This window comes from Pseudomonas sp. Z1-29 (assembly GCF_051131995.1).
Classification (GTDB): Bacteria; Pseudomonadota; Gammaproteobacteria; order Pseudomonadales; family Pseudomonadaceae; genus Aquipseudomonas.
The window spans coordinates 1,826,916-1,851,191 of record NZ_CP071645.1 but is presented as its reverse complement, the minus strand read 5'-3'; the positions used below and the strand labels follow the sequence as shown (position 1 = coordinate 1,851,191).

General features: G+C 60.6%; 18 protein-coding genes. 7 read left to right on the top strand and 11 right to left on the bottom strand.

Annotated elements, in window-relative coordinates:
- Positions 1–33 precede the first annotated feature (33 nt).
- Positions 34–1,386 carry a UDP-glucose dehydrogenase family protein gene (locus J3P84_RS08615; RefSeq protein WP_434629325.1) on the top strand — a complete coding sequence of 451 codons (1,353 nt, stop codon included), beginning with the start codon at positions 34–36 and terminating at the stop codon, positions 1,384–1,386.
- Positions 1,383–2,396 (top strand): NAD-dependent epimerase, encoded by a 1,014-nt coding sequence (locus J3P84_RS08610; protein ID WP_434629323.1) that lies wholly within the window; start codon positions 1,383–1,385, stop codon positions 2,394–2,396. The genes J3P84_RS08615 and J3P84_RS08610 overlap by 4 nt, the downstream gene beginning before the upstream one ends.
- Before the next feature lie 93 nt (positions 2,397–2,489).
- On the opposite strand, the gene J3P84_RS08605 is transcribed toward J3P84_RS08610, so the two are convergent.
- From J3P84_RS08605 to mtnA, 9 genes are all read right to left on the bottom strand, one after another.
- The gene (locus tag J3P84_RS08605; RefSeq protein WP_434629320.1) at positions 2,490–2,768 is read right to left on the bottom strand and encodes a hypothetical protein; all 279 of its coding nucleotides are present in this window, start codon (positions 2,766–2,768) and stop codon (positions 2,490–2,492) included.
- Between the two features lie 201 nt (positions 2,769–2,969).
- Positions 2,970–4,658, bottom strand: a complete 1,689-nt coding sequence (rpsA, locus tag J3P84_RS08600) for a 30S ribosomal protein S1 (protein WP_186704721.1) — start codon at positions 4,656–4,658, stop codon at positions 2,970–2,972.
- Positions 4,659–4,777: 119 nt separating this feature from the next.
- A complete protein-coding gene (cmk, locus tag J3P84_RS08595) occupies positions 4,778–5,467 on the bottom strand; it encodes a (d)CMP kinase (RefSeq protein ID WP_434572729.1) in 690 nt (229 codons plus the stop codon).
- Positions 5,464–7,671 (bottom strand): bifunctional prephenate dehydrogenase/3-phosphoshikimate 1-carboxyvinyltransferase, encoded by a 2,208-nt coding sequence (locus J3P84_RS08590; protein WP_434631215.1) that lies wholly within the window; start codon positions 7,669–7,671, stop codon positions 5,464–5,466. Before J3P84_RS08590 ends, cmk begins: the two co-directional genes overlap by 4 nt.
- Positions 7,672–7,699: 28 nt before the next feature.
- Positions 7,700–8,812, bottom strand: coding sequence for a histidinol-phosphate transaminase (gene hisC / locus J3P84_RS08585; RefSeq protein WP_434629318.1), 1,113 nt, complete (start codon positions 8,810–8,812; stop codon positions 7,700–7,702).
- Between the two features lie 12 nt (positions 8,813–8,824).
- Positions 8,825–9,919, bottom strand: a complete 1,095-nt coding sequence (pheA, locus tag J3P84_RS08580) for a prephenate dehydratase (protein ID WP_305499689.1) — start codon at positions 9,917–9,919, stop codon at positions 8,825–8,827.
- Positions 9,919–11,004, bottom strand: coding sequence for a 3-phosphoserine/phosphohydroxythreonine transaminase (gene serC / locus J3P84_RS08575; protein WP_434601436.1), 1,086 nt, complete (start codon positions 11,002–11,004; stop codon positions 9,919–9,921). The genes pheA and serC overlap by 1 nt, the downstream gene beginning before the upstream one ends.
- A 302-nt stretch (positions 11,005–11,306) precedes the next feature.
- Complete coding sequence (gene gyrA / locus J3P84_RS08570) at positions 11,307–13,970, bottom strand: DNA gyrase subunit A (protein WP_434629315.1); 2,664 nt, start codon at positions 13,968–13,970, stop codon at positions 11,307–11,309.
- A gap of 422 nt (positions 13,971–14,392) precedes the next feature.
- Positions 14,393–15,469, bottom strand: coding sequence for an S-methyl-5-thioribose-1-phosphate isomerase (mtnA, locus tag J3P84_RS08565; RefSeq protein ID WP_434629314.1), 1,077 nt, complete (start codon positions 15,467–15,469; stop codon positions 14,393–14,395).
- Positions 15,470–15,575: 106 nt separating this feature from the next.
- On the opposite strand from mtnA, the gene J3P84_RS08560 reads away from it, so the two are divergent.
- The 5 genes from J3P84_RS08560 to J3P84_RS08540 all read left to right on the top strand — a co-directional run bounded on the left by J3P84_RS08560 (position 15,576) and on the right by J3P84_RS08540 (position 20,549).
- Complete coding sequence (locus tag J3P84_RS08560) at positions 15,576–16,907, top strand: TRZ/ATZ family hydrolase (protein WP_434629312.1); 1,332 nt, start codon at positions 15,576–15,578, stop codon at positions 16,905–16,907.
- A 60-nt stretch (positions 16,908–16,967) separates the two neighbouring features.
- Entirely contained in the window at positions 16,968–17,666 is a 699-nt protein-coding gene (ubiG, locus tag J3P84_RS08555) for a bifunctional 2-polyprenyl-6-hydroxyphenol methylase/3-demethylubiquinol 3-O-methyltransferase UbiG (protein ID WP_305499685.1), read from the top strand.
- A gap of 4 nt (positions 17,667–17,670) precedes the next feature.
- Positions 17,671–18,342: an N-acetylmuramic acid 6-phosphate phosphatase MupP gene (gene mupP, locus J3P84_RS08550; RefSeq protein WP_434572718.1), complete on the top strand. Its 672-nt coding sequence runs from the start codon at positions 17,671–17,673 to the stop codon at positions 18,340–18,342.
- A gap of 186 nt (positions 18,343–18,528) precedes the next feature.
- Positions 18,529–19,269, top strand: coding sequence for a YciK family oxidoreductase (locus J3P84_RS08545; RefSeq protein ID WP_434572716.1), 741 nt, complete (start codon positions 18,529–18,531; stop codon positions 19,267–19,269).
- Between the two features lie 353 nt (positions 19,270–19,622).
- Positions 19,623–20,549, top strand: coding sequence for a GGDEF domain-containing protein (locus J3P84_RS08540; RefSeq protein WP_434629309.1), 927 nt, complete (start codon positions 19,623–19,625; stop codon positions 20,547–20,549).
- Between the two features lie 313 nt (positions 20,550–20,862).
- Here the strand turns inward: J3P84_RS08540 and J3P84_RS08535 are convergent, their stop codons facing one another.
- Positions 20,863–21,633, bottom strand: coding sequence for a TenA family transcriptional regulator (locus J3P84_RS08535; RefSeq protein ID WP_434605177.1), 771 nt, complete (start codon positions 21,631–21,633; stop codon positions 20,863–20,865).
- A 78-nt stretch (positions 21,634–21,711) separates the two neighbouring features.
- Positions 21,712–24,171 (bottom strand): EAL domain-containing protein, encoded by a 2,460-nt coding sequence (locus J3P84_RS08530; protein ID WP_434629307.1) that lies wholly within the window; start codon positions 24,169–24,171, stop codon positions 21,712–21,714.
- Positions 24,172–24,276 lie beyond the last annotated feature (105 nt).

Below are 24,276 nucleotides of genomic sequence, written 5' to 3'. Positions count from 1 at the left end.
GACAGACCTCCCGTATTTATCAGGATCATAATTATGAGAGTTACAATTTTCGGCACGGGCTACGTAGGTCTCGTTACTGGCGCATGCCTTGCCGATGCCGGCCATGAAGTCATGTGCGTCGATATCGACGCCGGAAAGATCGAAGGCCTCAAGCGCGGGATCATCCCCATCTACGAGCCTGGGTTGGATGCGCTGATCGAACAGAATCAGTTGCAGGGCCGATTGCACTTCACGACCGCCCCGCACGAAGGCGTCGACTTCGCAGAATTGCAGATAATAGCCGTGGGGACGCCCCCCAACGAAGACGGCTCCGCAGATCTCCAACATGTACTGGCCGTCGCCCGCACCATTGGCCAGCATATGAGTGACCCAAAAATCATCGTCAACAAATCGACCGTTCCCGTGGGAACGGCCGATAAGGTAACCGATGCGATCAAGGAAACGCTTAGAGCCAGGCAAGTCGAGTTGGACTTCTCAGTATGCTCAAATCCGGAGTTCCTGAAGGAAGGTTCAGCCATTGAGGACTTTTCCAAGGCAGCACGCATCATTGTCGGGACCGACTCGGAAATGGTCAGAACAGTCATGCGTGAATGCTATGCCCCTTACAGCCGCAATCGCGACAAGTTGATTTTTATGGACGTGCGCTCCGCCGAGCTCACTAAATACGCAGCCAATGCAATGCTCGCGACGAAAATCAGCTTCATGAACGAAATTGCTCAGATGGCAGAACGCCTCGGGGCGGACATCGAGCACGTCAGGCTGGGTATCGGCTCAGATCCGCGAATCGGCTTTCAGTTTATCTATCCGGGCTGTGGCTACGGCGGCTCCTGCTTCCCCAAAGACGTCCAGGCGCTGGCTCGCACCGCGCAAGAAATCGGTTATGAAGCCGAGCTGCTCAACGCTGTGGAGTCGGTAAACAATCGTCAAAAAAATGTGCTGTTCAGCAAGCTATCCCACGCCTTCGACCATGAGCTGACCAACAAGACCATCGCAGTCTGGGGGCTTTCCTTCAAACCCAATACTGACGATATGCGCGCCGCTCCGAGCCGCAATTTATTGGAAGCGATCTGGGCAGCGGGGGGAAAAGTCCAAGCATTCGACCCGGCCGCAATGAACGAAACATCTCGGATCTACGGATCACGTAGCGATCTGAAACTGGTGGACAATCGCGAGCAGGCCCTGGAAGGCGCCGATGCGCTGGTCATTTGTACAGAATGGAAGCAGTTCCGTACTGTGGATTTCCAATGGCTCAAGACCCGCCTTAATTTTCCAGTGCTAATCGATGGGCGCAACCTGTTTGATCCGGTTGCCGCCAAGGAAGCCGGGATGATGTATTACGCAATCGGCCGTGGTGATGCCCCACAACCGGAAGGAACGCGCCTGTGAAGGTTTTAGTGACGGGGGCAGCTGGCTTTATCGGCTTTCATGTGAGCCAGGCGCTGCTTGCCCGCGGTGACGAGGTTATCGGCATCGATAACCTGAATGATTATTACGAGGTTTCCCTCAAGGAAGCCCGGCTCGCGCTGCTGACTCCTCATTCTAACTTTCGCTTCATACGGATGGACATTGGCGACCGTAATACAATGGCGGCTCTTTTTGCCAATGAAGGTTTCGACAAAGTTGTCCACCTTGCGGCACAAGCAGGAGTCCGTTACTCACTGGAAAACCCTCTTGCCTATGCGGACAGCAATCTTGTCGGTTTCTTGAATATCCTGGAGGGCTGTCGTCAGGGGAAAATACAGCACTTGGTGTATGCCTCCTCCAGCTCCGTCTATGGAGCAAATGAGAGCATGCCCTTCTCGGTGCACGACAATGTCGACCACCCAGTATCCCTTTACGCAGCGACTAAAAAAGCCAATGAACTGATGGCTCACTCCTATAGCCATCTTTATGGCTTGCCGACTACCGGGTTGCGCTTCTTCACGGTGTACGGGCCTTGGGGGCGGCCTGACATGTCGCCGTTCCTGTTTGTCAGGGCGATATTGCAAGGTAAACCGTTAAAAATCTTCAATTATGGGAAACATCGTCGCGACTTTACTTATATCGACGATATTGTCGAAGGCGTGCTGCAGGCTCTCGACCATACGGCAACGCCGAATACCGACTGGTCAGGGCTAGCGCCAGATCCTGCATCCAGTCGTGCGCCGTGGAAAATCTATAACATCGGAAATAGCCAGCCGGTAGAACTGCTCACCTATATCGGCCATATTGAAAATGCATTGGGGCGAAGCGCGCAGAAGGAACTGCTGCCATTGCAGCCAGGGGATGTTGAACATACTTATGCCGACGTTGAACAGCTAAAGATCGATACCGGTTATGCCCCCAGCACGTCAATAGAAAGTGGCATTAATAAATTCGTGAGCTGGTACAAGAACTTCTACAACGTAGCGGATTGACAACCTTTGGGATGCCGTCGCATTGGCGGCATCCATTGATGCTATTTCTGCTCAAAGCCAGAACGAACATACACCAGGAAGATCTACTCGCGCTTATCGGCACATGATCAACATCGTACGGGTCAGGTACCCTGCTGGATTAAAACCGAAAGGATACTGATCTTCATCTTTTGCATCATCGGACCGGGTGATGACCTTGTATCCCGCCCCTTTGCATTCCTTTACTGCCCGCTCGTGGCATTTCCCCCACCCCGCCCCTAGGCCCGAACAGTCGACTTGAATACCACTGACGCCGCGCACCGCATGAGGCTTGGCAGCTGTGGTGCACGCAGCCAATGCCAGCATCGTCACCATGATCAAGAATCTATTCATTAATATCCCTTACATCGAGCACTTATCACTCTCCAGTAGTAAGCCAAGAGTGGAAGAGCTAGCCGATCCGCCTAAGGAAGAGACAATTTAGCTGCCAAGTTGGTTTCGCAGCCGGCCGGACAATAGCACCGTTGCTTGCGCCCAAAATTCACCCACAAAAAAGGGCGACCGAAGTCGCCCTTTTTTATGGTCTGACAGAACTCAGTTCTGCTTTTCCATCTGTGCACGCAGCAGGTCGCCCAGAGTGGTAGGACCAGGAGCATCAGTAGCTGGCTTCTCGCGCAGGCTCTGGATTGCTTCTTTCTCTTCAGCATCGTCTTTCGACTTGATGGAGAGCTGGATTACGCGGCTCTTGCGGTCAACGCTGATGATCTTGGCTTCTACTTCTTCGCCTTCTTTCAGAACGTTACGCGCGTCTTCAACGCGGTCACGGCTGATTTCGGAGGCTTTCAGAGTCGCTTCGATATCGTCGGCCAGGGTGATGATGGCGCCTTTGGCGTCAACTTCTTTCACGATGCCCTTAACGATTGCGCCTTTGTCGTTCTCTTGAACGTACTCGGAGAACGGATCGCTTTCCAGTTGCTTGATACCCAGGGAGATGCGCTCGCGCTCTGGGTCAACCGACAGGATAACGGTGTCCAGCTCGTCGCCCTTCTTGAAGCGGCGTACGGCTTCTTCGCCCACTTCGTTCCAGGAGATGTCGGACAGGTGAACCAGGCCGTCGATGCCGCCGTCCAGACCAATGAAGATACCGAAATCGGTGATCGACTTGATGGTGCCGGAGATTTTATCGCCCTTGTTGAACTGGCCAGAGAAGTCTTCCCATGGGTTGGACTTGCACTGCTTGATGCCGAGGGAGATACGACGACGCTCTTCGTCGATGTCCAGAACCATGACTTCCACTTCGTCGCCGACTTGTACGACTTTCGAAGGGTGGATGTTCTTGTTGGTCCAGTCCATTTCGGAAACGTGTACCAGGCCTTCAACGCCTTCTTCCAGCTCAGCGAAGCAGCCGTAGTCGGTGAGGTTGGTAACACGAGCGGTAACGCGAGTGCCTTCTGGGTAACGGGCTTTGATAGCGACCCATGGATCTTCACCCAGTTGCTTGAGGCCCAGGGAAACACGATTGCGCTCGCGATCGTACTTCAGAACCTTGACATCGATCTCGTCGCCAACGTTGACGATTTCCGATGGATGCTTGATACGCTTCCAGGCCATGTCGGTGATGTGCAGCAGGCCATCGACGCCACCCAGATCGACGAATGCGCCGTAATCGGTGAGGTTCTTGACGATACCCTTGACCTGCTGGCCTTCCTGCAGCGATTCCAGCAGAGCTTCACGCTCGGCGGAGTTCTCGGCTTCCAGGACACTGCGACGGGAAACGACAACGTTGTTGCGCTTCTGGTCCAGCTTGATGACCTTGAATTCCAGCTCTTTGCCTTCCAGGTGCGTGGTGTCGCGCACTGGACGGACGTCAACCAGGGAACCTGGCAGGAACGCACGGATGCCGTTAACGTCGACAGTGAAGCCGCCTTTAACCTTACCGTTGATAACGCCCTTGACCACTTCCTCAGCTGCGAAGGCCGCTTCCAGAACGATCCAGCATTCAGCACGCTTGGCTTTTTCACGGGACAGCTTGGTTTCACCAAAGCCATCTTCAACCGAGTCCAGCGCAACGTGAACTTCGTCACCGACGTTGATGTTCAGTTCGCCAGCGTCGTTGTAGAACTGCTCAAGCGGGATCAGCGCTTCAGACTTCAGACCAGCGTGAACGGTTACCCAGCGAGCCTGGTAATCGATATCAACGATAACGCCGGTGATGATGGAGCCTGCCTGAAGGTTCAGGGTTTTCAAGCTTTCTTCAAAGAGTTCCGCAAAGCTTTCGCTCATTTTAATTCCTGTTGATTAGGGCGAAGTAAACGCCCATCTCCACACCCCAGACGATGTGGGTTAGTTTCATATAAAAGAAGCGCCGCAGGACTATGACTGGTCCCCTGCGGAGCTTCCTGTCACCCGGCGATATCGCGAAGCGCGATCTCGCTCATGATGCGTTGCAACACCTGATCAATGGACAACTCCGTGGAATCCAGCTGAATCGCATCGGCCGCCGGCTTTAGCGGGGCTACTGCGCGCTGGGTATCACGCTCGTCGCGTGCACGGATCTCATCTAGCAGACTCGACAGACTAACATCCTCGCCTTTGCCCTTCAACTGCAAATATCGGCGGCGAGCCCGCTCCTCCGCGCTGGCGGTGAGGAATATCTTCAGCGGCGCATCCGGAAATACCACTGTGCCCATGTCGCGGCCATCGGCCACCAGTCCTGGCGGCTCCTGGAACGCCCGTTGACGCTGCAGCAGCGCTTCGCGCACCGCCGGCAGCGCGGCGACCTGGGAGGCCCCGGCACCAACGCTTTCGGTACGGATGACGTCACTGACTTCGTCACCTTCCAGGATGATGCGCTGCAACTGGCCATCGGTGGCGGCGATGAACTGCACGTCCAGATGGGCTGCCAGGGCCTTGAGCAGTTCCTCGTTGGTCAGGTCGACGCCATGGTTCTTGGCGGCGAAGGCCAGCAAGCGATAGAGGGCGCCGGAATCGAGCAGATTCCAGCCCAATTGCTTGGCCAGCATGCCGGCGATGGTGCCCTTGCCCGAGCCGCTTGGGCCATCGATGGTGATGACCGGTGCCTTGATGTTCACGACTGTGCCTCTTGTGCTACTCGAATACCGACCTGCGCGCACAACGCCAGGAAGTTCGGGAAAGACGTGGCGACGTTGGCGCAGTCATGGATGCGGATCGGCGCGCTGGCGCGCAGGGACGCAACACTGAATGCCATGGCGATGCGATGGTCGCCATGACCATGGACTTCGCCACCGCCAATCTGGCCACCATCAATGATGATGCCGTCCGGCGTCGGTTCGCATTTGACGCCAAGGGCCAGCAGGCCGTCGGCCATAACCTGAATGCGATCCGACTCCTTGACCCGCAGCTCTTCGGCGCCGGTCAGCACTGTGCGGCCTTCTGCGCACGCCGCCGCCACGAACAGCACCGGGAACTCGTCGATCGCCAGGGGAACCAGCGCCTCGGGAATTTCGATGCCTTTGAGTTTAGCCGCTCTTACGTGTAAGTCTGCAACGGGCTCGCCGCCCACTTCACGCTGGTTTTCCAGGGTGATGTCGGCGCCCATCAGGCGCAGGATGTCGATCACGCCGGTACGGGTCGGGTTGATCCCGACGTGTTCGAGTACCAGGTCGGAGCCTTCGGCGATCGACGCGGCCACGAGGAAGAACGCCGACGAGGAAATATCGCCCGGCACTTCGATATGGGTCGCGGTCAGCTTGCTGCCCGATTCGACAGAAGCGGTGGCGCCGTCAACGCTGACCGGATAACCGAAGCCACGCAGCATGCGCTCGGTGTGGTCGCGGGTCGGTGCCGGCTCGGTGACGGTGGTCTTGCCTTCGGCATAAAGGCCGGCGAGCAGCAGGCAGGATTTAACCTGGGCGCTGGCCATCGGCATGGTGTAGGTCAGGCCCTTGAGCTTGTTGCCGCCGCGAATGGTCATCGGCGGGCGACCGTCGGCCGCGGTCTCGATCACTGCGCCCATTTCCCGCAGCGGGTTGGCGACGCGGTTCATCGGACGCTTGGACAGCGAGGCATCACCGGTCAGGGTGCTGTCGAAATCCTGGGCAGCCAGCAGGCCGGACAACAGGCGCATCGACGTGCCGGAGTTGCCCAGGTAGATCGGGCCCGGAGCGGGCTTCAGACCGTGCAGGCCAACACCATGGATAGTCACGCGGCCGTGGTGCGGGCCTTCGATGACCACGCCCATGTCGCGAAATGCCTGCAGCGTTGCCAGGGCGTCTTCGCCCTCGAGGAAACCTTCCACCTCGGTCACGCCTTCAGCCAGGGAGCCGAGCATGATCGAGCGGTGGGAAATCGATTTATCGCCCGGTACACGAATCCGCCCACTCAAGGAGCCACCAGGTTGTGCCAGGAAAATCAGATCGTTGGAGTTCATAGCGTCCACATAGGCCCGACGGGCCAGGATTTTACTGAAATGCTCGCGGGCCACCCTGGCGCGTGTGAAAACGCCCAGCAATTGGTGCCCGTCCCCTGCATCGACCGCGTCGCGCAAGGCGTCGAGGTCGCTGCGAAATGTATCGAGTGTGCGCAGGACAGCTTCGCGGTTGGCGAGGAAGATGTCGTGCCACATGACCGGGTCGCTACCCGCGATTCTCGTGAAATCGCGGAAACCGCCGGCAGCGTAACGGAAGATCTCAAGATTTTCATTGCGTTTGGCCAATGAATCCACCAGACCGAACGCCAACAGGTGCGGCAAATGGCTGGTGGCGGCCAATACTTCGTCGTGTCGCTCGACCTGCATGTGCTCGACATCGGCCCCCAGCTCGCGCCACAGACGATCCACCACCGACAATGCCTCGGGATCGGTCTGGTCCAGCGGCGTCAAAATGACCTTATGACGACGGAACAGCTCGGCGTTGGAAGCCTCTACCCCGCTCTGCTCGGAGCCGGCAATCGGATGACCGGGCACGAAGCGCGCCGGCATGCCGCCGAACGCCTCGGTCGCCGCCCGCACGACATTGCCCTTGGCGCTGCCGACATCGGTGAGAATCGCTTGCCCGAGGTCCATGCCGGCCAACCGGGCCAGCAGTTTCTCCATGGCCAGGATCGGCACCGCCAGCTGGATCACGTCAGCCCCTTGGCAGGCGACCAGCAGGTCATCCTCGCAGCGATCCACCACGCCCAGCTCGACGGCGAGCCTGCGCGATTGCGGATCGAGGTCGACCCCCACGACCTCCCGGCACAGCCCGCTTTCACGCAGGCCCTTGGCGAACGAACCGCCGATCAATCCCAGGCCGACCACCACCAGGCGACCGATCATAGGTGTCGCAGGTTGCAGCGAGGTGACATCAACCACGAGCCAGGACCTTGCTCAGCGCCTCCAGGAAACGGCTGTTTTCCGCCGGCAGGCCGACGGTGACCCGCAGGTGATTCGGCATGCCGTAATTGGCCACCGGACGGACGATCACGCCTTCGCGCAGCAAGCCCTGGAACACCGGCGCCGCGACGCAGCCCACGTCGACACAGATGAAATTGCCCTTGGAAGGAATCCAGCTCAGCCCCAGCTCACGGAAGCCGGCTTCCAGCTGCTGCATACCGGCCTCGTTCAAGCGGCGACTCTCGGCCAGGTAGGCCTCGTCCTGCAAGGCGGCGCAGGCGGCGGCCAGGGCGAAGCTGTTGACGTTGAACGGTTGGCGCACGCGGTTCAGCACATCGGCCACCACTGCGGTGGAGAGGCCGTAACCGACCCGCAGCGACGCCAGGCCATAGGCCTTGGAGAACGTGCGCGACACCAGCAGGTTCGGGTACGCGGCGAGGAAATCCAGGCCGTCGGGCAGGTCGCTGCCCTCGGCGTACTCGATGTAGGCCTCGTCCAGCACCACCAGCACGTGCTCGGGCACGTCCTGCAGGAAGTCGTCCAGGGCCTGGGCATCGAACCAGGTGCCGGTCGGATTGTTCGGGTTGGCGATGAAGACCACGCGGGTATTGGCGTCGATGGCGGCCAGCATGGCCGGCAGATCGTGTCCCCAATCCTTGGCCGGAACCACATGGGCATCGGCACCAACGGCTTGGGTGGCAATCGGATAGACCGCAAACGCATGCTCGCTGAACACAGCGTTGAGGCCCGGCGCCAGATAGGCACGAGCGACCAGCTCGAGAATGTCGTTGGAGCCGTTACCCAGGGTCACCTGGCTCAGCTCGACGCCGCAGCGCTCGGCCAGCAGGCTTTTCAAGGCAAAGCCATTACCGTCGGGGTAGCGGGTCAGCTCGGCCAGCTCGTCGCGGATCGCCGCCAATGCCTTGGGGCTCGCGCCCAGCGGGTTTTCGTTGCTCGCCAACTTGACGATGCTGGCCGGATCCAGATCCAGCTCGCGAGCCAGTTCGTCCACAGGCTTGCCTGGAACGTAAGGCGAAAGTTGTTGCACGCCTGGCTGCGCCAGTGCGAGGAAGTTGCCACTCATTGCTATCCGCCCTTAAAGAACTGCCTTGGGGTAGGAACCCAGCACCTTGAGTGCCACTGCTTCCTGACTGATTTTCTCCAGCACACCTTTGACCAGCGGATCGCGGTGGTGGCCGACAAAATCGATGAAGAACACGTAGGTCCATTTACCGCTGCGCGACGGACGGGTCTCGATCCGCGTCAGGTCGATCCCATTGTCGTGGAACGGCACCAGCAATTCGTGCAGCGCGCCCGGCTTGTTGCTCATGGAAACGATGATCGAGGTCTTGTCGTCGCCGGTCGGTGGGACTTCCTGGCTGCCGATCATCAGGAACCGGGTGGAGTTGTCCGGACGGTCCTCGATTTTCTCGGCCAGGCGCGTCAAGCCGTAGAGGCCTGCCGCCATATCCCCGGCGATGGCCGCCGAGTTCCACTCGCCCTTGACCCGCTTGGCCGCCTCGGCGTTGCTCGACACTGCCACGCGCTCGACATTCGGGTAATGCGCGTCCAGCCATTTGCGGCACTGGGCCAGGGATTGGGCGTGGGAATAGATGCGGCTGATGCTGTCGGTCTTGGTGCTCTCGCCCACCAGCAGGTGGTGGTGGATCCGCAGCTCGACTTCGCCACAGATCACCATGTCATGCTCAAGGAAGCTGTCCAGCGTGTGGTTGACCGCGCCTTCGGTGGAGTTTTCCACCGGCACCACACCGAAATTCACCGCGCCAGCGGCCACTTCGCGGAAGACTTCGTCGATGGCCGCCATCGGCTTGCTGATCACCGCATGACCGAAATGCTTCATGGCGGCAGCCTGGGTGAAGGTGCCTTCCGGCCCCAGGTACGCGACTTTCAGCGGCTGTTCGAGGGCCAGGCACGAGGACATGATTTCGCGAAACAGCCGCGCCATCTCTTCGTTGCCCAGCGGGCCCTTGTTGCGCTCCATGACGCGCTTGAGCACCTGGGCTTCGCGCTCCGGCCGATAGAACACCGGCACTTCGCCTTCAGCCAGGGAAGCCATCTTCACCCGGGCGACTTCCTGGGCGCAGCGTGCACGCTCGCTGATCAGTTCCAGGACTTTTTCGTCCAGGGCGTCGATGCGCAGGCGCAGCGCCTTGAGTTCTTGCTCAGACATCAGCCGTGTTCCTTCTCGAACTCTGTCATGTAGGCGACCAGCGCATTGACGGCGTTGATGTCTACGGCGTTGTAGATGGAGGCGCGCATGCCGCCGACCGAGCGGTGGCCCTTGAGGTTCAGCAGGCCGCGCTCGTCGGCGCCGGCCAGGAACGGCTTGTCGAGACGGTCGTCCGCCAGGCGGAACGGCACGTTCATCCAAGAGCGGTCGGACTTGTTGATCGGGTTGCTGTAGAGGCCGCTGGCGTCGATGAAGTCATACAGCGTGCGCTGCTTCACTTCGTTGAGCTTGCCGATGGCTTCGACACCGCCCTGCTCTTTCAGCCACTCGAATACCAGGCCCGACAGGTACCAGGCCAGGGTCGGCGGGGTGTTGTACATCGAGCCATTATCGGCCGCGACCTTGTAGTTGAGCATGGTCGGGCACAGGGAACGGGCGCGACCGAGCAGGTCTTCGCGGATGATCGCGACCAGGATGCCGCTCGGGCCGATGTTTTTCTGGGCGCCGGCGTAGATCATGCCGAAACGGGAGATATCCACAGGACGCGAGAGGATGTCCGAGGACATGTCGGCCACCAGCGGCACGTCACCGGTTTCCGGGATCCAGTTGAATTCCAGGCCACCGATGGTTTCGTTCGGCGCGTAGTGCACGTAGGCCGCGTCCTTGGACAGGTTCCACTCGTTCTGGCCGGGGATCGCGAAATAGTCGTAAGGCTTGGCGGTGGCGGCAACGTTGACGTGGCCGTAGCGCGACGCTTCTTCGATGGCTTTCTGCGACCAGATACCGGTGTCGATGTAGTCGGCCTTGCCACTTTCCGGCAACAGGTTCAACGGAATCTGCGCGAACTGCTGGCTGGCGCCGCCCTGCAGGAACAGCACTTTGTAGTTGGACGGGATGTTCAGCAGATCGCGCAGGTCCTGCTCGGCCTTGGTCGCGATGGACACGAACTCATCGCTGCGATGGCTCATTTCCATGACGGACAGGCCCTTGCCATGCCAGTCGAGAAGTTCACCCTGGGCGCGCTTCAGGACCGCTTCAGGAAGCGCCGCCGGGCCGGCACAGAAGTTATAGGCTCTCTTGCTCACATCCAATCTCGCTCTGATCTGGTGGTCACTTAAATCTTCTGATTTGCACCGATCCCACAGGGCTACCGCTCACTCAAGGCATGGATGAATTCGTGGCGAGGGAGCTTGCTCCCGCTGGGCTGCGCAGCGGCCCCTCTTTGTTGTGAGCGCTTCGCACTCAAGCGGGAGCAAGCTCCCTCGCCACGATAAATCAAACAAGCCTCAAGAGAGGGGCAGTCCCATAGGGAATGTGCAGTGTCGCAAATTTTCAAACGGAACAAACAACAAGGGGGCGAATCTTCATCCGCCCCCTGTGTGTCCGCTTAGTCCTGCGGTTCTTCTTCGTCTGCGGCGGCATCGAGCTGTTGATCGCCGACGGCGTCATCGACATCGGCACCGAGGGTGCCGTCGAACGCCACGCCTTCCTCGCCTTCCAGCTCCTCGCCTTCGACTTCCGACGGCTCCTGGACCCGTTCAAGCCCGACCAGCGTTTCGTCGCTGGCGAGTTTGATCAGCGTCACGCCCTGAGTGTTACGACCCAGGCTCGACACTTCGGCGACGCGCGTGCGCACCAGGGTGCCCTGGTCGGAGATCAGCATGATCTCTTCGCCATCGAGCACCTGGACAGCGCCGACCAGACGGCCGTTACGCTCGTTGCTGACCATCGCGATCACGCCCTGGCCGCCACGCTTGTACTCGGGGAACTCGCTGATGGCGGTACGCTTGCCGTAGCCCCGCGCGGAAGCGGTGAGGATCTGGCTGCCTTCTTCCGGAATCAGCATGGAAATCAGCTTCTGCCCTTCCGGCAGGCGCATGCCGCGAACACCACGGGCGGTACGGCCCATGGCGCGGACGTCGGATTCCTTGAAGCGCGTGACCTTGCCGCCGTCGGAGAACAGCATGACTTCACGCGCACCGTCGGTGATGGCAGCGGAAATCAGCACGTCGCCTTCGTCCAGCTCCAGGGCGATCAGGCCGACGCTGCGCTGACGGCTGAAGGATTCCAGCGGGGTCTTCTTCACGGTGCCCTTGGCGGTCGCCATGAAGATAAAGTGACCTTCTGTGTATTCCTCCACCGGCAGCATGGTGGTGATGTATTCGTCACTGTCCAGCGGCAGCAGGTTCACCAGCGGACGACCGCGAGCCGCACGGGACGCCTCAGGGATTTCGTAGGTCTTGAGCCAGTACACCTTGCCCTTGCTGGAGAACAGCAGCAGCGTGGTATGGCTGTTGGCGACCAGCAGGTGAGCGATGTAGTCCTCGTCCTTGACGCCGGTCGCCGACTTGCCCTTGCCGCCGCGACGCTGGGCCTGGTAGGCGGCCAGCGGCTGGGTCTTGGCGTAGCCGCCGTGGGAAATCGTCACCACGCGCTCTTCTTCCGGAATCATGTCGCCCAGGGTCAGGTCGAGGCGCGCATCGAGGATCTCGGTGCGGCGCACGTCGCCGTACTCGGCGCGGATCACTTCCAGTTCTTCGCGGATCACTTCCATCAGGCGCGTGGCGCTGTTGAGGATGCGGATCAGCTCGCCGATCTGGTTGAGGATCTCCTGGTACTCGGCCAGCAGCTTCTCGTGCTCCAGACCGGTCAGGCGGTGCAGGCGCAGTTCCAGGATGGCTTGCGCCTGTTCCGGGGACAGGAAGTACTTGCCTTCGCGCAGGCCGTATTGCGGGTCGAGGTTTTCCGGACGGCACGAGTCGGCGCCGGCGCGCTCGACCATCGCCACCACCGCGGAGGATTCCCAAGGGGTGCTGATCAGCGCTTCCTTGGCTTCCGACGGGGTTGGCGAGGCTTTGATCAGGGCGATGACCGGGTCGATGTTCGACAGGGCAACGGCCTGGCCTTCAAGGATGTGGCCGCGTTCGCGAGCTTTACGCAGTTCGAATACGGTCCGCCGGGTGACCACTTCGCGACGGTGACGCACGAAGGCTTCCAGCAGGTCCTTGAGGTTCAGGATCCGCGGACGGCCGTCGATCAGCGCGACAATGTTGATGCCGAACACGCTTTGCAGCTGGGTCTGGGCGTAGAGGTTGTTGAGGATCACCTCCGGCACTTCGCCACGGCGCAGCTCGATCACGACGCGCATGCCGTCCTTGTCGGACTCGTCACGCAGCTCGGTGATGCCTTCGAGTTTCTTTTCTTTCACCAGCTCGGCGATCTTTTCGATCAGGCGGGCCTTGTTCAGCTGGTACGGCAGCTCGGTGATGACGATCTGCTGGCGGCCACCGACCTTGTCGATGTCCTCGACGGTCGAGCGGGCGCGCATGTAGATGCGGCCGCGACCGGTGCGATAGGCCTCGATGATGCCGGCGCGACCGTTGATGATCGCCGCCGTCGGGAAGTCCGGACCGGGGATGTATTGCATCAGTTCATCGACGGACAGCTCGGGGTTGTCGATGAGGGCCAGGCAACCGTCGATGACTTCACCGAGGTTGTGCGGCGGGATGTTGGTCGCCATGCCCACGGCGATACCGCTGGAGCCGTTGACGAGCAGGTTCGGGATACGCGTCGGCATGACCGCCGGGATCATCTCGGTGCCGTCGTAGTTCGGCACCCAGTCCACGGTTTCCTTGTGCAGGTCGGCCAGCAGCTCGTGGGCCAGCTTGGTCATGCGCACTTCGGTGTATCGCATGGCCGCGGCGTTGTCGCCGTCCACCGAACCGAAGTTGCCCTGGCCGTCCACCAGCAGGTAGCGCAGGGAGAATGGCTGGGCCATCCGAACGATGGTGTCGTACACGGCAGTGTCGCCGTGGGGGTGATACTTACCGATCACGTCGCCGACGACACGGGCGGATTTCTTGTACGGCTTGTTGAAGTCGTTGCCCAGTTCGCTCATCGCGAACAGCACGCGCCGGTGCACGGGCTTCAAGCCATCGCGCGCATCCGGCAGCGCCCGCCCGACGATCACGCTCATCGCGTAGTCGAGGTAGGACTGTTTCAGCTCGTCTTCGATATTGACCGGGAGGATTTCTTTGGCCAGTTCGCCCATGAGAAGCCTGATTCCTTTTTCTGGTGAAACCTCGCTACATCCAGATGGGATGAACGAAGCTCGCCGCTGCAGGACAAGTGCCGTGCAGCGACTTACGACAAATCAACGAGTTATGCCATGGATCTGCGCAGTAAAGGCCACCTCGCGAGGCAGCCTTGGAAACCGCCGGATGTTATCACAAGAGCCGCCACGCACCTATCCCCCTGATGCGCATGGTGCGTAGTTAGTTGACCGATGACAGGCTGGAACGGGACGAGAGGGGCTCAGAGGCGCTGAAACGCAGATTTTGTGGCTGGATTTGGATTTTTTCTGACTTTGCCGGCCCTATCGCGAGCAAGCTCGCTCTCACAATGGAGCCATATCGCAATCAAATGTGGGAGCGAGCTTGCTCGCGATGGGGCCAGCTCAGGCGCCGAAAGCCTTCAATGCAACCGCTTGCGACACATCAATTGGGCCATCTTGGCCGTATCCGGCCGCTCGACGATGCCCTTCTCCGTCACGATCGCATCGATCAGGTCCGCCGGGGTCACGTCGAACACCGGGTTGAACGCATCGGCATCCGCCCCGACCCGCTTGCCGCCGACTTCCAGCAGCTCGCGCCCGTCGCGCTCTTCGATCGGGATGTCATCACCGCTGGCCAGGTTCATGTCGATGGTCGAGCTCGGCGCCACCACCATGAAACGTACGCCGTGGTGCATGGCACAGACCGCCAGCTGGTAGGTGCCGATCTTGTTCGCCACGTCGCCGTTGGCCGTGATGCGGTCGGCGCCGACGATGACCCAGGTCACGCCCTTGGTCTTCATGATGTGGGCAGCGGCGGAATCGGCGTTGAGCGTCACCGGAATGCCCTCGTTCGCCAGCTCCCATGCCGTCAACCGTGAACCCTGCAGCCATGGACGGGTTTCGTCGGCGTAGACCCGTTCGACCATGCCCTCCAGAAACGCCCCGCGAATTACCCCGAGGGCCGTTCCGAAGCCGCCGGTGGCCAGGGCCCCGGTGTTGCAATGGGTCAAGATGGCCTGGGCGTTGCCCTGGTGCTTGCGGATCAGGTCGACGCCAAGCTGGGCCATGGTCAGGTTGGCTTCGCGGTCACTTTCATGGATCGCAATGGCCTCAGCCTCAAGCACCGCTAGCGGTTCGGCATGCTCCTTCAAGCGTCCCAACCGGTCCCGCATGCGATCCAGCGCCCAGAACAGATTGACCGCCGTCGGCCGGGAATCGGCCAGCAAGGCGAAATCCGCTTCCAGCGCCGCTTGCCAATCGCCGCCCTCGGCCATCCGCGCCCGCGCCGCCAGCACCACGCCATAAGCGGCGCTGATACCGATGGCTGGCGCACCGCGCACCACCATCGAACGAATGGCCTCGGCCACACCGGCCACGCTGGTGTAGGCGATCCAGTTTTCCTCGAACGGCAAAACACGCTGATCCAGCAGGTAAAGAGCGCCATCGCGCCAATCGATGGCCTTCACCTTCTCCGCAGCCAACAGTCGATCGCGCATCCCTCACCCCGCACTCAAGAACAAAAGCCGCCGATTATAGCGATCCCTCCGCGAAGACGCTCGGGTATACTTCGTCATCCTTTATAACCCATGGAACCGTTCCACGATGCCCAAGCCTGCCGTTGCGCTCGACTTATTATTGCTGCCGACCTGGTTGGTGCCTGTCGAACCCGCCGGTATCGTGCTCAAGGATCATGGCCTGGGCATTCGCGACGGTTGCATCGTGTTCATCGGGCCACGGGCCGAAGCCATGCAATGCGCTGCCACGGAGGTTCGCGAACTGCCCGGCATGCTGCTCAGTCCGGGCCTGGTCAATGCCCACGGTCACGCGGCAATGACATTGTTCCGTGGCCTGGCCGACGACCTGCCGCTGATGACCTGGCTCGAACAGCACATCTGGCCCGCCGAGGGTAAATGGGTCGACGAGGCCTTCGTCCGCGACGGTACTGACCTGGCGATCGCCGAGCAGATCCAGGGCGGCATCACCTGTTTCTCCGACATGTACTTCTATCCCAAGGTGGCCAGCGAACGCGTGCATAACAGTGGCATCCGCGCGCAGATCGCCATTCCGATCCTCGACTTTCCGATCCCCGGCGCCGCCAGCGCCGACGAAGCCATTCGTCAGGGCATCGAATTGTTTGGCGACCTCAAGCACCATCCGCGGATCAAAGTCGCATTCGGCCCTCACGCCCCGTACACCGTCGGCGATGACAACCTGGAAAAGATCCGCGTGATCGCCGAGGAACTGGACGCGGCCATCCACATGCATGTTCATGAAACCGCCTTCGAAGTGCAGCAGGCTGTGGATAACACTGGCGAGCGGCCGATGGCCCGGTTGGCGCGCGTTGGCCTGCTGGGGCCGCGCTTCCAGGCGGTGCACATGACCCAGGTCAGCGACGAGGACCAGGCGCTGCTGGTAGAACACAATTGCAGCGTGATCCATTGTCCGGAATCGAATCTGAAGCTGGCCAGCGGTTTCTGCCCGGTGGAACGCCTGTGGCAGGCCGGCGTCAACGTCGCGGTCGGCACCGATGGCGCGGCGAGCAACAACGACCTCGATCTGCTGGGCGAAACCCGCACCGCCGCCCTGCTGGCAAAGGCTGTCGCCGGTTCGGCCACGGCCCTGGACGCGCATCGGGCGTTGCGCATGGCCACGCTCAATGGCGCCCGCGCGCTGGGCATCGAGTCGATCGTCGGTTCACTGGAAGTCGGCAAGGCCGCCGACCTGGTGGCCTTCGACCTGTCCGGCCTGGCGCAACAACCGATCTATGACCCGGTGTCGCAACTGATCTACGCCACCGGCCGCCATTGCGTGAAACACCTCTGGGTGGCCGGCAAGCCGTTGCTGGAGGATGGCCGCCTGACGCGCATGGACGAATCGCAGCTGATCGCCACGGCCCAGGACTGGGGCCGTCGGGTCAGCGGCCAGAACGAATAGCACAGCCCTTGAGCCACGGCTCGGGACCATCGATTTTTCAAGTTTTTCGAGGAGCTGCACATGAGCAACGTCGACCACGCTGAAATTGCCAAGTTCGAGGCCCTGGCCCATCGCTGGTGGGACCGCGAAAGCGAATTCAAGCCGCTGCACGACATCAACCCGCTGCGCGTCAACTGGATCGACGAGCGCGTCGGCCTGGCCGGCAAGAAAGTCCTCGACGTCGGCTGTGGTGGCGGCATCCTCAGTGAAGCCATGGCCCTGCGCGGCGCCACCGTAATGGGCATCGACATGGGCGAGGCGCCGCTGGCGGTGGCGCAACTGCATCAGCTGGAGTCCGGCGTCAGCGTCGAATACCGGCAGATCACCGCCGAAGCCCTGGCCGAGGAAATGCCCGGCCAGTTCGACGTGGTCACCTGCCTGGAGATGCTCGAACACGTACCGGACCCGTCATCGGTGATCCGTGCCTGCTTCCAGATGGTCAAGCCCGGCGGCCAGGTGTTCTTCTCCACCATCAACCGCAACCCGAAGGCGTACCTGTTCGCGATCATCGGCGCCGAATACATCATGAAGCTGCTGCCACGCGGCACCCACGACTTCAAGAAATTCATCCGGCCTTCGGAGCTGGGCGCCTGGAGCCGCATGGCCGGGCTGACCGTCAAGGACATCATCGGCCTGACCTACAACCCGCTGACCAAGCACTACAAGCTGGCTGCCGATGTGGACGTCAACTACATGATCCAGACCCTGCGCGAGGAATAAGTCGATGCGTCTCAAAGCGGTTCTCTTCGACATGGACGGCACGCTGCTCGACACCGCGCCAGACTTCATCGCCATCTGCCAGGCCATGCGCGCCGACCGTGGCCTGCCGCCGATGAACACCCAGCACATCCGCGACGAGATTTCCGGCGGCGCCCGGGCGATGGTCGCAGTGACGTTCTCCATGGACCCGGAATCGCCGGGTTTCGAGGAGTTGCGCCAGGAGTTCCTCGACCGCTACCTCAAGGGTTGCGCGGTCCACAGCCATCTGTTCGATGGGATGGCCGAAATACTGGCCGATATCGAGGCGGCGAATCTCATCTGGGGCGTGGTCACCAACAAGCCAGTGCGTTTCGCCGAGCCGATCATGCAGCAGTTGGGCCTGGCCGAGCGGTCGAAAGTGCTGGTCTGCCCCGACCATGTGAAAAACAGCAAACCGGACCCCGAGCCGCTGATTCTCGCTTGCAAGATGCTCGACCTCGACCCGGCCAGCGTGCTGTTCATCGGCGACGACCTGCGGGACATCGAGTCCGGCCGCAGCGCCGGGACCAAGACTTGCGCGGTGACCTATGGCTACATCCACCCGGACGACAACCCCAAGCACTGGGGCGCGGATGTGGTAATCGACCATCCTCTGGCGCTGCGCGAAGTGCTGGATAACGCGTTGTGCAGTTGCTGATCTGATGCTGGCGAGGTTGCTTTTGTGGTGAGGGGATTTATCCCCGCTGGGGTGCGAAGCGCCCCCAAAATCTGCCCTGCACTGCATCAAACAAGTTGTGAGGCGGACCGCTTCGCGACCCAGCGGGGATAAATCCCCTCGCCACAAAGGCCGGTTTCGTGCAGCTTTCAATTGTTGAGGTTTTTTATGTTTGACTACTCCGCCCGCCCCGACCTGCTCGAGGGCCGGATCATCCTGGTCACCGGTGCCGGTCGCGGTATTGGCGCCGCTGCCGCCAAGGCCTATGCCGCCCATGGCGCCACCGTGTTGTTGCTGGGCAAGACCGAAGCCAACCTGACCCAGGTCTATGATGAAATCGAGGCGGCTGGTCATCCGCAGCCAGCGGTGATCCCCTTCAATCTCGAAACCGCCCTGCCCCATCAATACGATGAACTGGCGGCGATGATCGAGACCGAATTCGGCCATCTGGACGGCCTCCTGCACAACGCCTCGATCATCGGCCCGCGCACGCCGCTGGAACAGCTTTCCGGCGAGAACTTCATGCGGGTGATGCAAGTGAACGTCAACGCCATGTTCATGCTCACCAGCACTTTGCTGCCGTTGCTCAAACTGTCCAAGGATGCATCGGTGGTGTTCACGTCCAGCAGCGTCGGTCGCAAGGGCCGGGCCTATTGGGGCGCTTATGGCGTGTCCAAGTTCGCCACAGAGGGGCTTATGCAGACCCTGGCCGACGAAGTCGACACGGTAGCCCCGGTGCGCTCCAACAGCATCAACCCCGGCGCCACCCGCACCAGCATGCGCGCACAGGCCTATCCGGGAGAAAATCCGCTGAACAACCCGACGCCCGAAGAAATCCTGCCGGTGTACCTGTACCTCATGGGCCCGGACAGTACCGGCGTCAACGGCCAGGCTTTCAACGCGCAGTAAGCGCCAGACTCGACGTCGCGGCGGTTTGCCGTCGCGGCGTGCCTCTCCTTGATCCCCCGGCCAGGCGAAACGCCAAAGCCCTGCCGCCCGTTGCTCACGCTACGAGCCTGCAACTTATTGATTCATCGACAAGTTTTATCACTATGAACTGAATGGCACGACTTTCGCTCTAATCCATTCAAACACGCCGTGTCCGGCGAGTCGGGACATTGGGACGAGACCTCCGCCAGCACAGCGAAGCGGACTAGACTCAACTCAGTGTCCTTCGGGACTGATGGATCAGTACGACGCGCAGCCCAGAGCCGCTTCACCCCCGCCGGTCAGGACCGATTCAGTTCAGGGGCTCACGCCATATGAAAACGCCCACGCAGACCAATGCTATTGATTTCGACAGCGCCAAGTTGCAGCGCCTGGGCCTCGCCCAGCCGTCGGCGCTCGTGACGCGGCCGATCAGCCTGACGCAGCTGCGCCAGCAATTGGGCCAGCAGTTGCAGACCAGCCTGGAGCCGCAAAGGATTCTCGGTTTGTTCTTCCGTGAAATCCAGCGGCTGGTGCCTCTGGACGCACTGGTTTACCAGCATAAACCCAGCGACCTGCGCCTGGAGTTTGGCCAGCGCGGGCACCACAACCTCAGCTACAACCTCAGCCATGAGGGCGAGCATCTGGGTGAGCTGGTGTTTCGGCGCAACCAGCGCTTCAGCAGCGCGGAACAAAGCGACCTGGAGTCAATCCTGTCGGCGCTGTTTTTCCCGCTGCGTAACGCATTGCTCTACCGCGCCGCCACCCAAAGCGCCCTGCGCGATCCACTGACCGGCACCGGCAACCGCATTGCCATGGACCAGACGCTGGAGCGGGAAATCGACATGGCCAGGCGGCACATGCAGCCGCTGTCGTTGCTGATGCTGGACATCGACCATTTCAAACGCATCAACGACAGCCATGGGCATGGGGTCGGCGACGAAGTACTCAAGGCCGTTGCCGACTCGATCAAGGGCCAGTTGCGCAATGTGGATATGGTGTTCAGATTCGGTGGTGAGGAATTCCTGATCCTGCTGGCCAACACCAGCCGGGAAGCGGCGGCCATGGTCGGTGAACGGCTGCGTTATGCCGCCCAGGCCCAGGATTATTTTGCCGACGGCACGAGGATCGAATTGACGGTGAGCCTGGGCTGCGCGACGTTGCTGCCGGGCGAGTCCGCTGAAAGTCTCGTGCGCCGGGCGGACAATGCGCTGTATGTAGCCAAGCGCGAGGGGCGGAACCGGTTGACGATGGCGGGCTGAAACCAGGCTTCTCTGCTGGCCGACACACCGCTTTCGCGAGCAGGCTCGCTCCCACCCAACTCCACAAAACCAATGTGGGAGCGAGCCTGCTCGCGAAGGGGCCGGACCAGTCAACGCAAGGTTGTCAGGCAGACCGCTATCGCGAGCAAGCTCGCTCCCACAGGGGGTGATGGCGGCCTCGGGATTTGCCAGCACCACAAAACCAATGTGGGAGCGAGCCTGCTCGCGAAGGGGCCGGACCAGCCAACGCAAGGTTGTCAGGCAGACCGCTATCGCGAGCAAGCTCGCTCCCACAGGGTGAAGCTGTCGGGTATCAGTTACTGGCCAGCGCCAGCCGTTCACGGCCAGCCGAGGCTTTTTCGCCGGCGCCCGAGTGTTCCAGCTGCATGCACCTTTCGAGAAACAGATACATGTAGTCGTAGCTCTTGCAAACGGCCTGGCGCAGTTCCATCTGCAACGCCTTGCTCGGGTTCATGCCCGCCAGCGTACAGATGATTTCCAGCGCTTCCCACGGGTGGGCATCGTCATACTGGGCATGCATCTTCAGCCACTTCATGGCCCGCTTGCGGTCTTCCTCGGCGAACGCCGACGCATAGACACCGGTAGAGCAGACCAGTGCCGACCACTCCCCGGTCGCCCCCTCGATGGCATAGTTGGTCGCGGCAATAGCCACGATCAGCGAGTCCGCCGAACTGGTGTGCCAGCACCAATGGCTCAACGCATGAAGCTCAGGCGGCACCTGCTGCGCCTGCAGGTCTTCGAGCGTCACGCCGTGAGCAGCGCTCCAGTTGACCCAATAATCGGCATGATTGAGCTCGACACGAATGTTGCGCATCAACCAACGACGCGCCATGTCCTCGCCGGGGTGGCGGGCGAAGCGGGTCTTGGTAAGGTTCTGTGCCATGTACAAGGCGAACTGTTCGACGACCGGCCAACCACCGATGAGGTAGTGGCGCATGGTCTTGGCGCTGAGCTTGTTGTCGCGCATGCGTTGATACAGTTCGTGTTCGACAACCCGGCGCTTGCTCTCGCTGCAGTCGGCAATGAGCTGCTGTGCCCATTGTGGATAACTGGCGGCGTCCATGAGCGGGCCTGTTCGGTTGAATGTGTCGATCACTGTCGGGCTCCTTCTGATTGTGATTTTTTCGGATCAACAAGAGGTTCAGCGAAACGTGCCGGGGGCCTTGAACAACAATGGCTGAGGCCTGGCCGGCCGGCATTGCAACGTGTCACAAGTAAACAGTTGTGGACGCTCGATGACATAACCCTGGGCGAAATCCACGCCGATTTCCAACAATGCCTGTTCGATCTGAGTCGTTTCCACGAACTCGGCAATGGTGCGCTTCCCCATGACATGGCCGATGTGATTGATCACCTCGACCATTGCCCGGTTAATCGGGTCGTCCAGCATATCCTTTACGAAACTCCCATCGATCTTCAGGAAGTCTACAGGTAAATGTTTCAAGTAAGCGAATGAAGACATTCCGGCACAAAAGTCATCCAGCGAGAAGTAACAACCCAAGCTCTTGAGTTCGTTTATAAAACGAATCGCGCTGCCCAGATTGGAAATGGCACTGGTCTCGGTGATTTCAAAACAAATCATTTCCGGGGGAATCGAGTAGGCAGCGAACTGTTTACGCAGGAAATCCAGGAACGCCTGATCGCCAATGGTGGTGCCTGACAGGTTGATGGCACACATGGCCAACGGACCTTGCCGCGACTCATTCAGGCATTGGCGAATGATCTTGAACACATTCTCCACGACCCAACGGTCCAGCGAGGTCATCAAGCCGTAACGCTCCGCCGCCGGAATGAAGCTGTCCGGCAGGATCATTCGCCCTGCCTCGTCATGCAGGCGCAACAGGATCTCGATATGTCCGCCATCGTGGTCACCCGGGCCCAACGCGGCGATTTCCTGGGCGTAGAGGCAGAAACGGTTTTCCTCCAGCGCCATGTGCAAGCGCTGCACCCAGGCCATTTCGCCAAAACGCAGGGACAACTCCGAGTCGTCGGCATGGTAGACCTGGACCCGGTTGCGCCCTTTCTCCTTGGCCATATAGCAGGCCATGTCGGCGGCACGCAATGAGGCTTCCAGCGTCGTCGGGCTTTGGGCGATGTGCACCAGGCCGATGCTCACAGTGGTCACGAATGGCCGGCCTTTCCAGACAAAATGCAGGTTCTGCACGGTCTGGCGCAGGCCTTCGGCGATCTTTTCCGCCGCCTCGGGCGAGCAGTTTTCCAGCAGGATGCCGAACTCGTCCCCGCCCAGCCGGGCAAGCGTGTCGTTTTCCCGCAACCCCGATTGCAGCAAGGCACAGATGTGTCGCAGCAACTCGTCGCCCGCCGCGTGGCCGCAGGTGTCGTTGACCAGTTTGAATTGGTCCAGGTCGAGAAACATCAACGCGTGGCGCCCGACCTGGCGCGTGAGGTTGTGCAGGGCCTGCTCGAGGCGGTATTCGAATTCCCGGCGGTTCGCCAGGCCGGTCAGGGCGTCGTGGGTAGCCTGCCATGACAGGTTGGCAATGTACTGGCGCTCCTGGGTCATGTCATGCAGCACCAGGACCGCGCCGCTGACTTTGCCGGCATGACGGATCGGCGCCCCCACCAGGGTCACCGACACCGTGCTGCCGTCAAGTCGCTGGATCAGCTTGGAATGCTCGCTGCCGCCGCCGAGTCGTCCGCTGAGTATGTGCTCGATCAAGGTCAGGCCTTCGGTCTGGGCATTGTCGTCAAGCAGATTGAACAGCGCCGCCAGGGGCAGCCCCGTGGCGTGCTCGGCTTTCCAGTGGGTCATCGCTTCGGCAGCGGGATTCATGTACGCAATGGCGCCTTCGACGTCGGTGGTGATCACGCCATCGCCAATCGATTGCAGGGTGATCTGCGCCCGTTCCTTCTCCAGTTGCAGCGCATTGGCGAAGACCTGCCGCTGTGCCAGTAACTTGTGCGTGCGCAACAGCGCCAGCACGATCAATCCCAGCGCGGTGGCGAAATTGGTCACCAGCAACAGGCGCAGGATAAACCTCGATCCTTCGCCCAGCGCGTCGCTGAATGCCTTGGCGGCAGGGGTAACGGAATCGTTGATGGCGAAAATCTGCGCTTTCCAGCCGCGGACATCGGCCTCGGAGGGTTCTCCCGCCGTGATGCTGCGATGCATCTGCCGGGCGACGTTATCCAGTTCGGTCAGGTAACCATCGCCAACCGTCCACAGATCGATGGCTTCTTCCAGATAACTGAAATGGCGAAAGTTGAGGTACAACCAGATCAGGCTGGCCACGTCGTCCGGATGATTGCCGCCCTGGAGAATCCCGACCCGCGCCGCTTCGAGATCCGGCGGCTGGCGATCCAGGGCCACGCGTAGATCGTGTCCACCCTCGGGCACGGCGATGGCCTGCTGGTATTTGCGAAAGATCGCCTCGTCACGGCTGTCGGCGTAAAGATTGAGGTAATAGATAGCGTCCTTCTGGCCCTTGGACCAAAGGCTCTCCCCCGCCACGTAGCCGCGAACTGCGGACAGGACATAAAGGCTGACGCCTCCTAGCAATGCTTGAAATAGCACGACGGCGATAAAGGGCCAGACGATGCCCAACAACCGAGGCGTTCCGAGAGTCCGCTTTTGCTTCATGAGGTCCCTTGCACAGGCATTGCCAATAGAGCACCCGCGAGAATTCCGTTCCTGACTCAACAGCCTAGGCTAGTTTTCGACCCTTCGAAGGACTGGATGTTCGGA

Bases quoted from the DNA above. Each gene is read 5' to 3' on its own strand.
- J3P84_RS08615 (WP_434629325.1), top strand. From the start codon at position 34: ATGAGAGTTACAATTTTCGGCACGGGCTACGTAGGTCTCGTTACTGGC.
- J3P84_RS08605 (WP_434629320.1), bottom strand. From the start codon at position 2,768: ATGAATAGATTCTTGATCATGGTGACGATGCTGGCATTGGCTGCGTGC.
- rpsA (WP_186704721.1), bottom strand. From the start codon at position 4,658: ATGAGCGAAAGCTTTGCGGAACTCTTTGAAGAAAGCTTGAAAACCCTG.
- J3P84_RS08590 (WP_434631215.1), bottom strand. From the start codon at position 7,671: ATGATCGGTCGCCTGGTGGTGGTCGGCCTGGGATTGATCGGCGGTTCG.
- hisC (WP_434629318.1), bottom strand. From the start codon at position 8,812: ATGAGTGGCAACTTCCTCGCACTGGCGCAGCCAGGCGTGCAACAACTT.
- pheA (WP_305499689.1), bottom strand. From the start codon at position 9,919: ATGTCTGAGCAAGAACTCAAGGCGCTGCGCCTGCGCATCGACGCCCTG.
- gyrA (WP_434629315.1), bottom strand. From the start codon at position 13,970: ATGGGCGAACTGGCCAAAGAAATCCTCCCGGTCAATATCGAAGACGAG.
- mtnA (WP_434629314.1), bottom strand. From the start codon at position 15,469: ATGCGCGATCGACTGTTGGCTGCGGAGAAGGTGAAGGCCATCGATTGG.
- J3P84_RS08560 (WP_434629312.1), top strand. From the start codon at position 15,576: ATGCCCAAGCCTGCCGTTGCGCTCGACTTATTATTGCTGCCGACCTGG.
- ubiG (WP_305499685.1), top strand. From the start codon at position 16,968: ATGAGCAACGTCGACCACGCTGAAATTGCCAAGTTCGAGGCCCTGGCC.
- mupP (WP_434572718.1), top strand. From the start codon at position 17,671: ATGCGTCTCAAAGCGGTTCTCTTCGACATGGACGGCACGCTGCTCGAC.
- J3P84_RS08545 (WP_434572716.1), top strand. From the start codon at position 18,529: ATGTTTGACTACTCCGCCCGCCCCGACCTGCTCGAGGGCCGGATCATC.
- J3P84_RS08540 (WP_434629309.1), top strand. From the start codon at position 19,623: ATGAAAACGCCCACGCAGACCAATGCTATTGATTTCGACAGCGCCAAG.
- J3P84_RS08535 (WP_434605177.1), bottom strand. From the start codon at position 21,633: ATGGACGCCGCCAGTTATCCACAATGGGCACAGCAGCTCATTGCCGAC.
- J3P84_RS08530 (WP_434629307.1), bottom strand. From the start codon at position 24,171: ATGAAGCAAAAGCGGACTCTCGGAACGCCTCGGTTGTTGGGCATCGTC.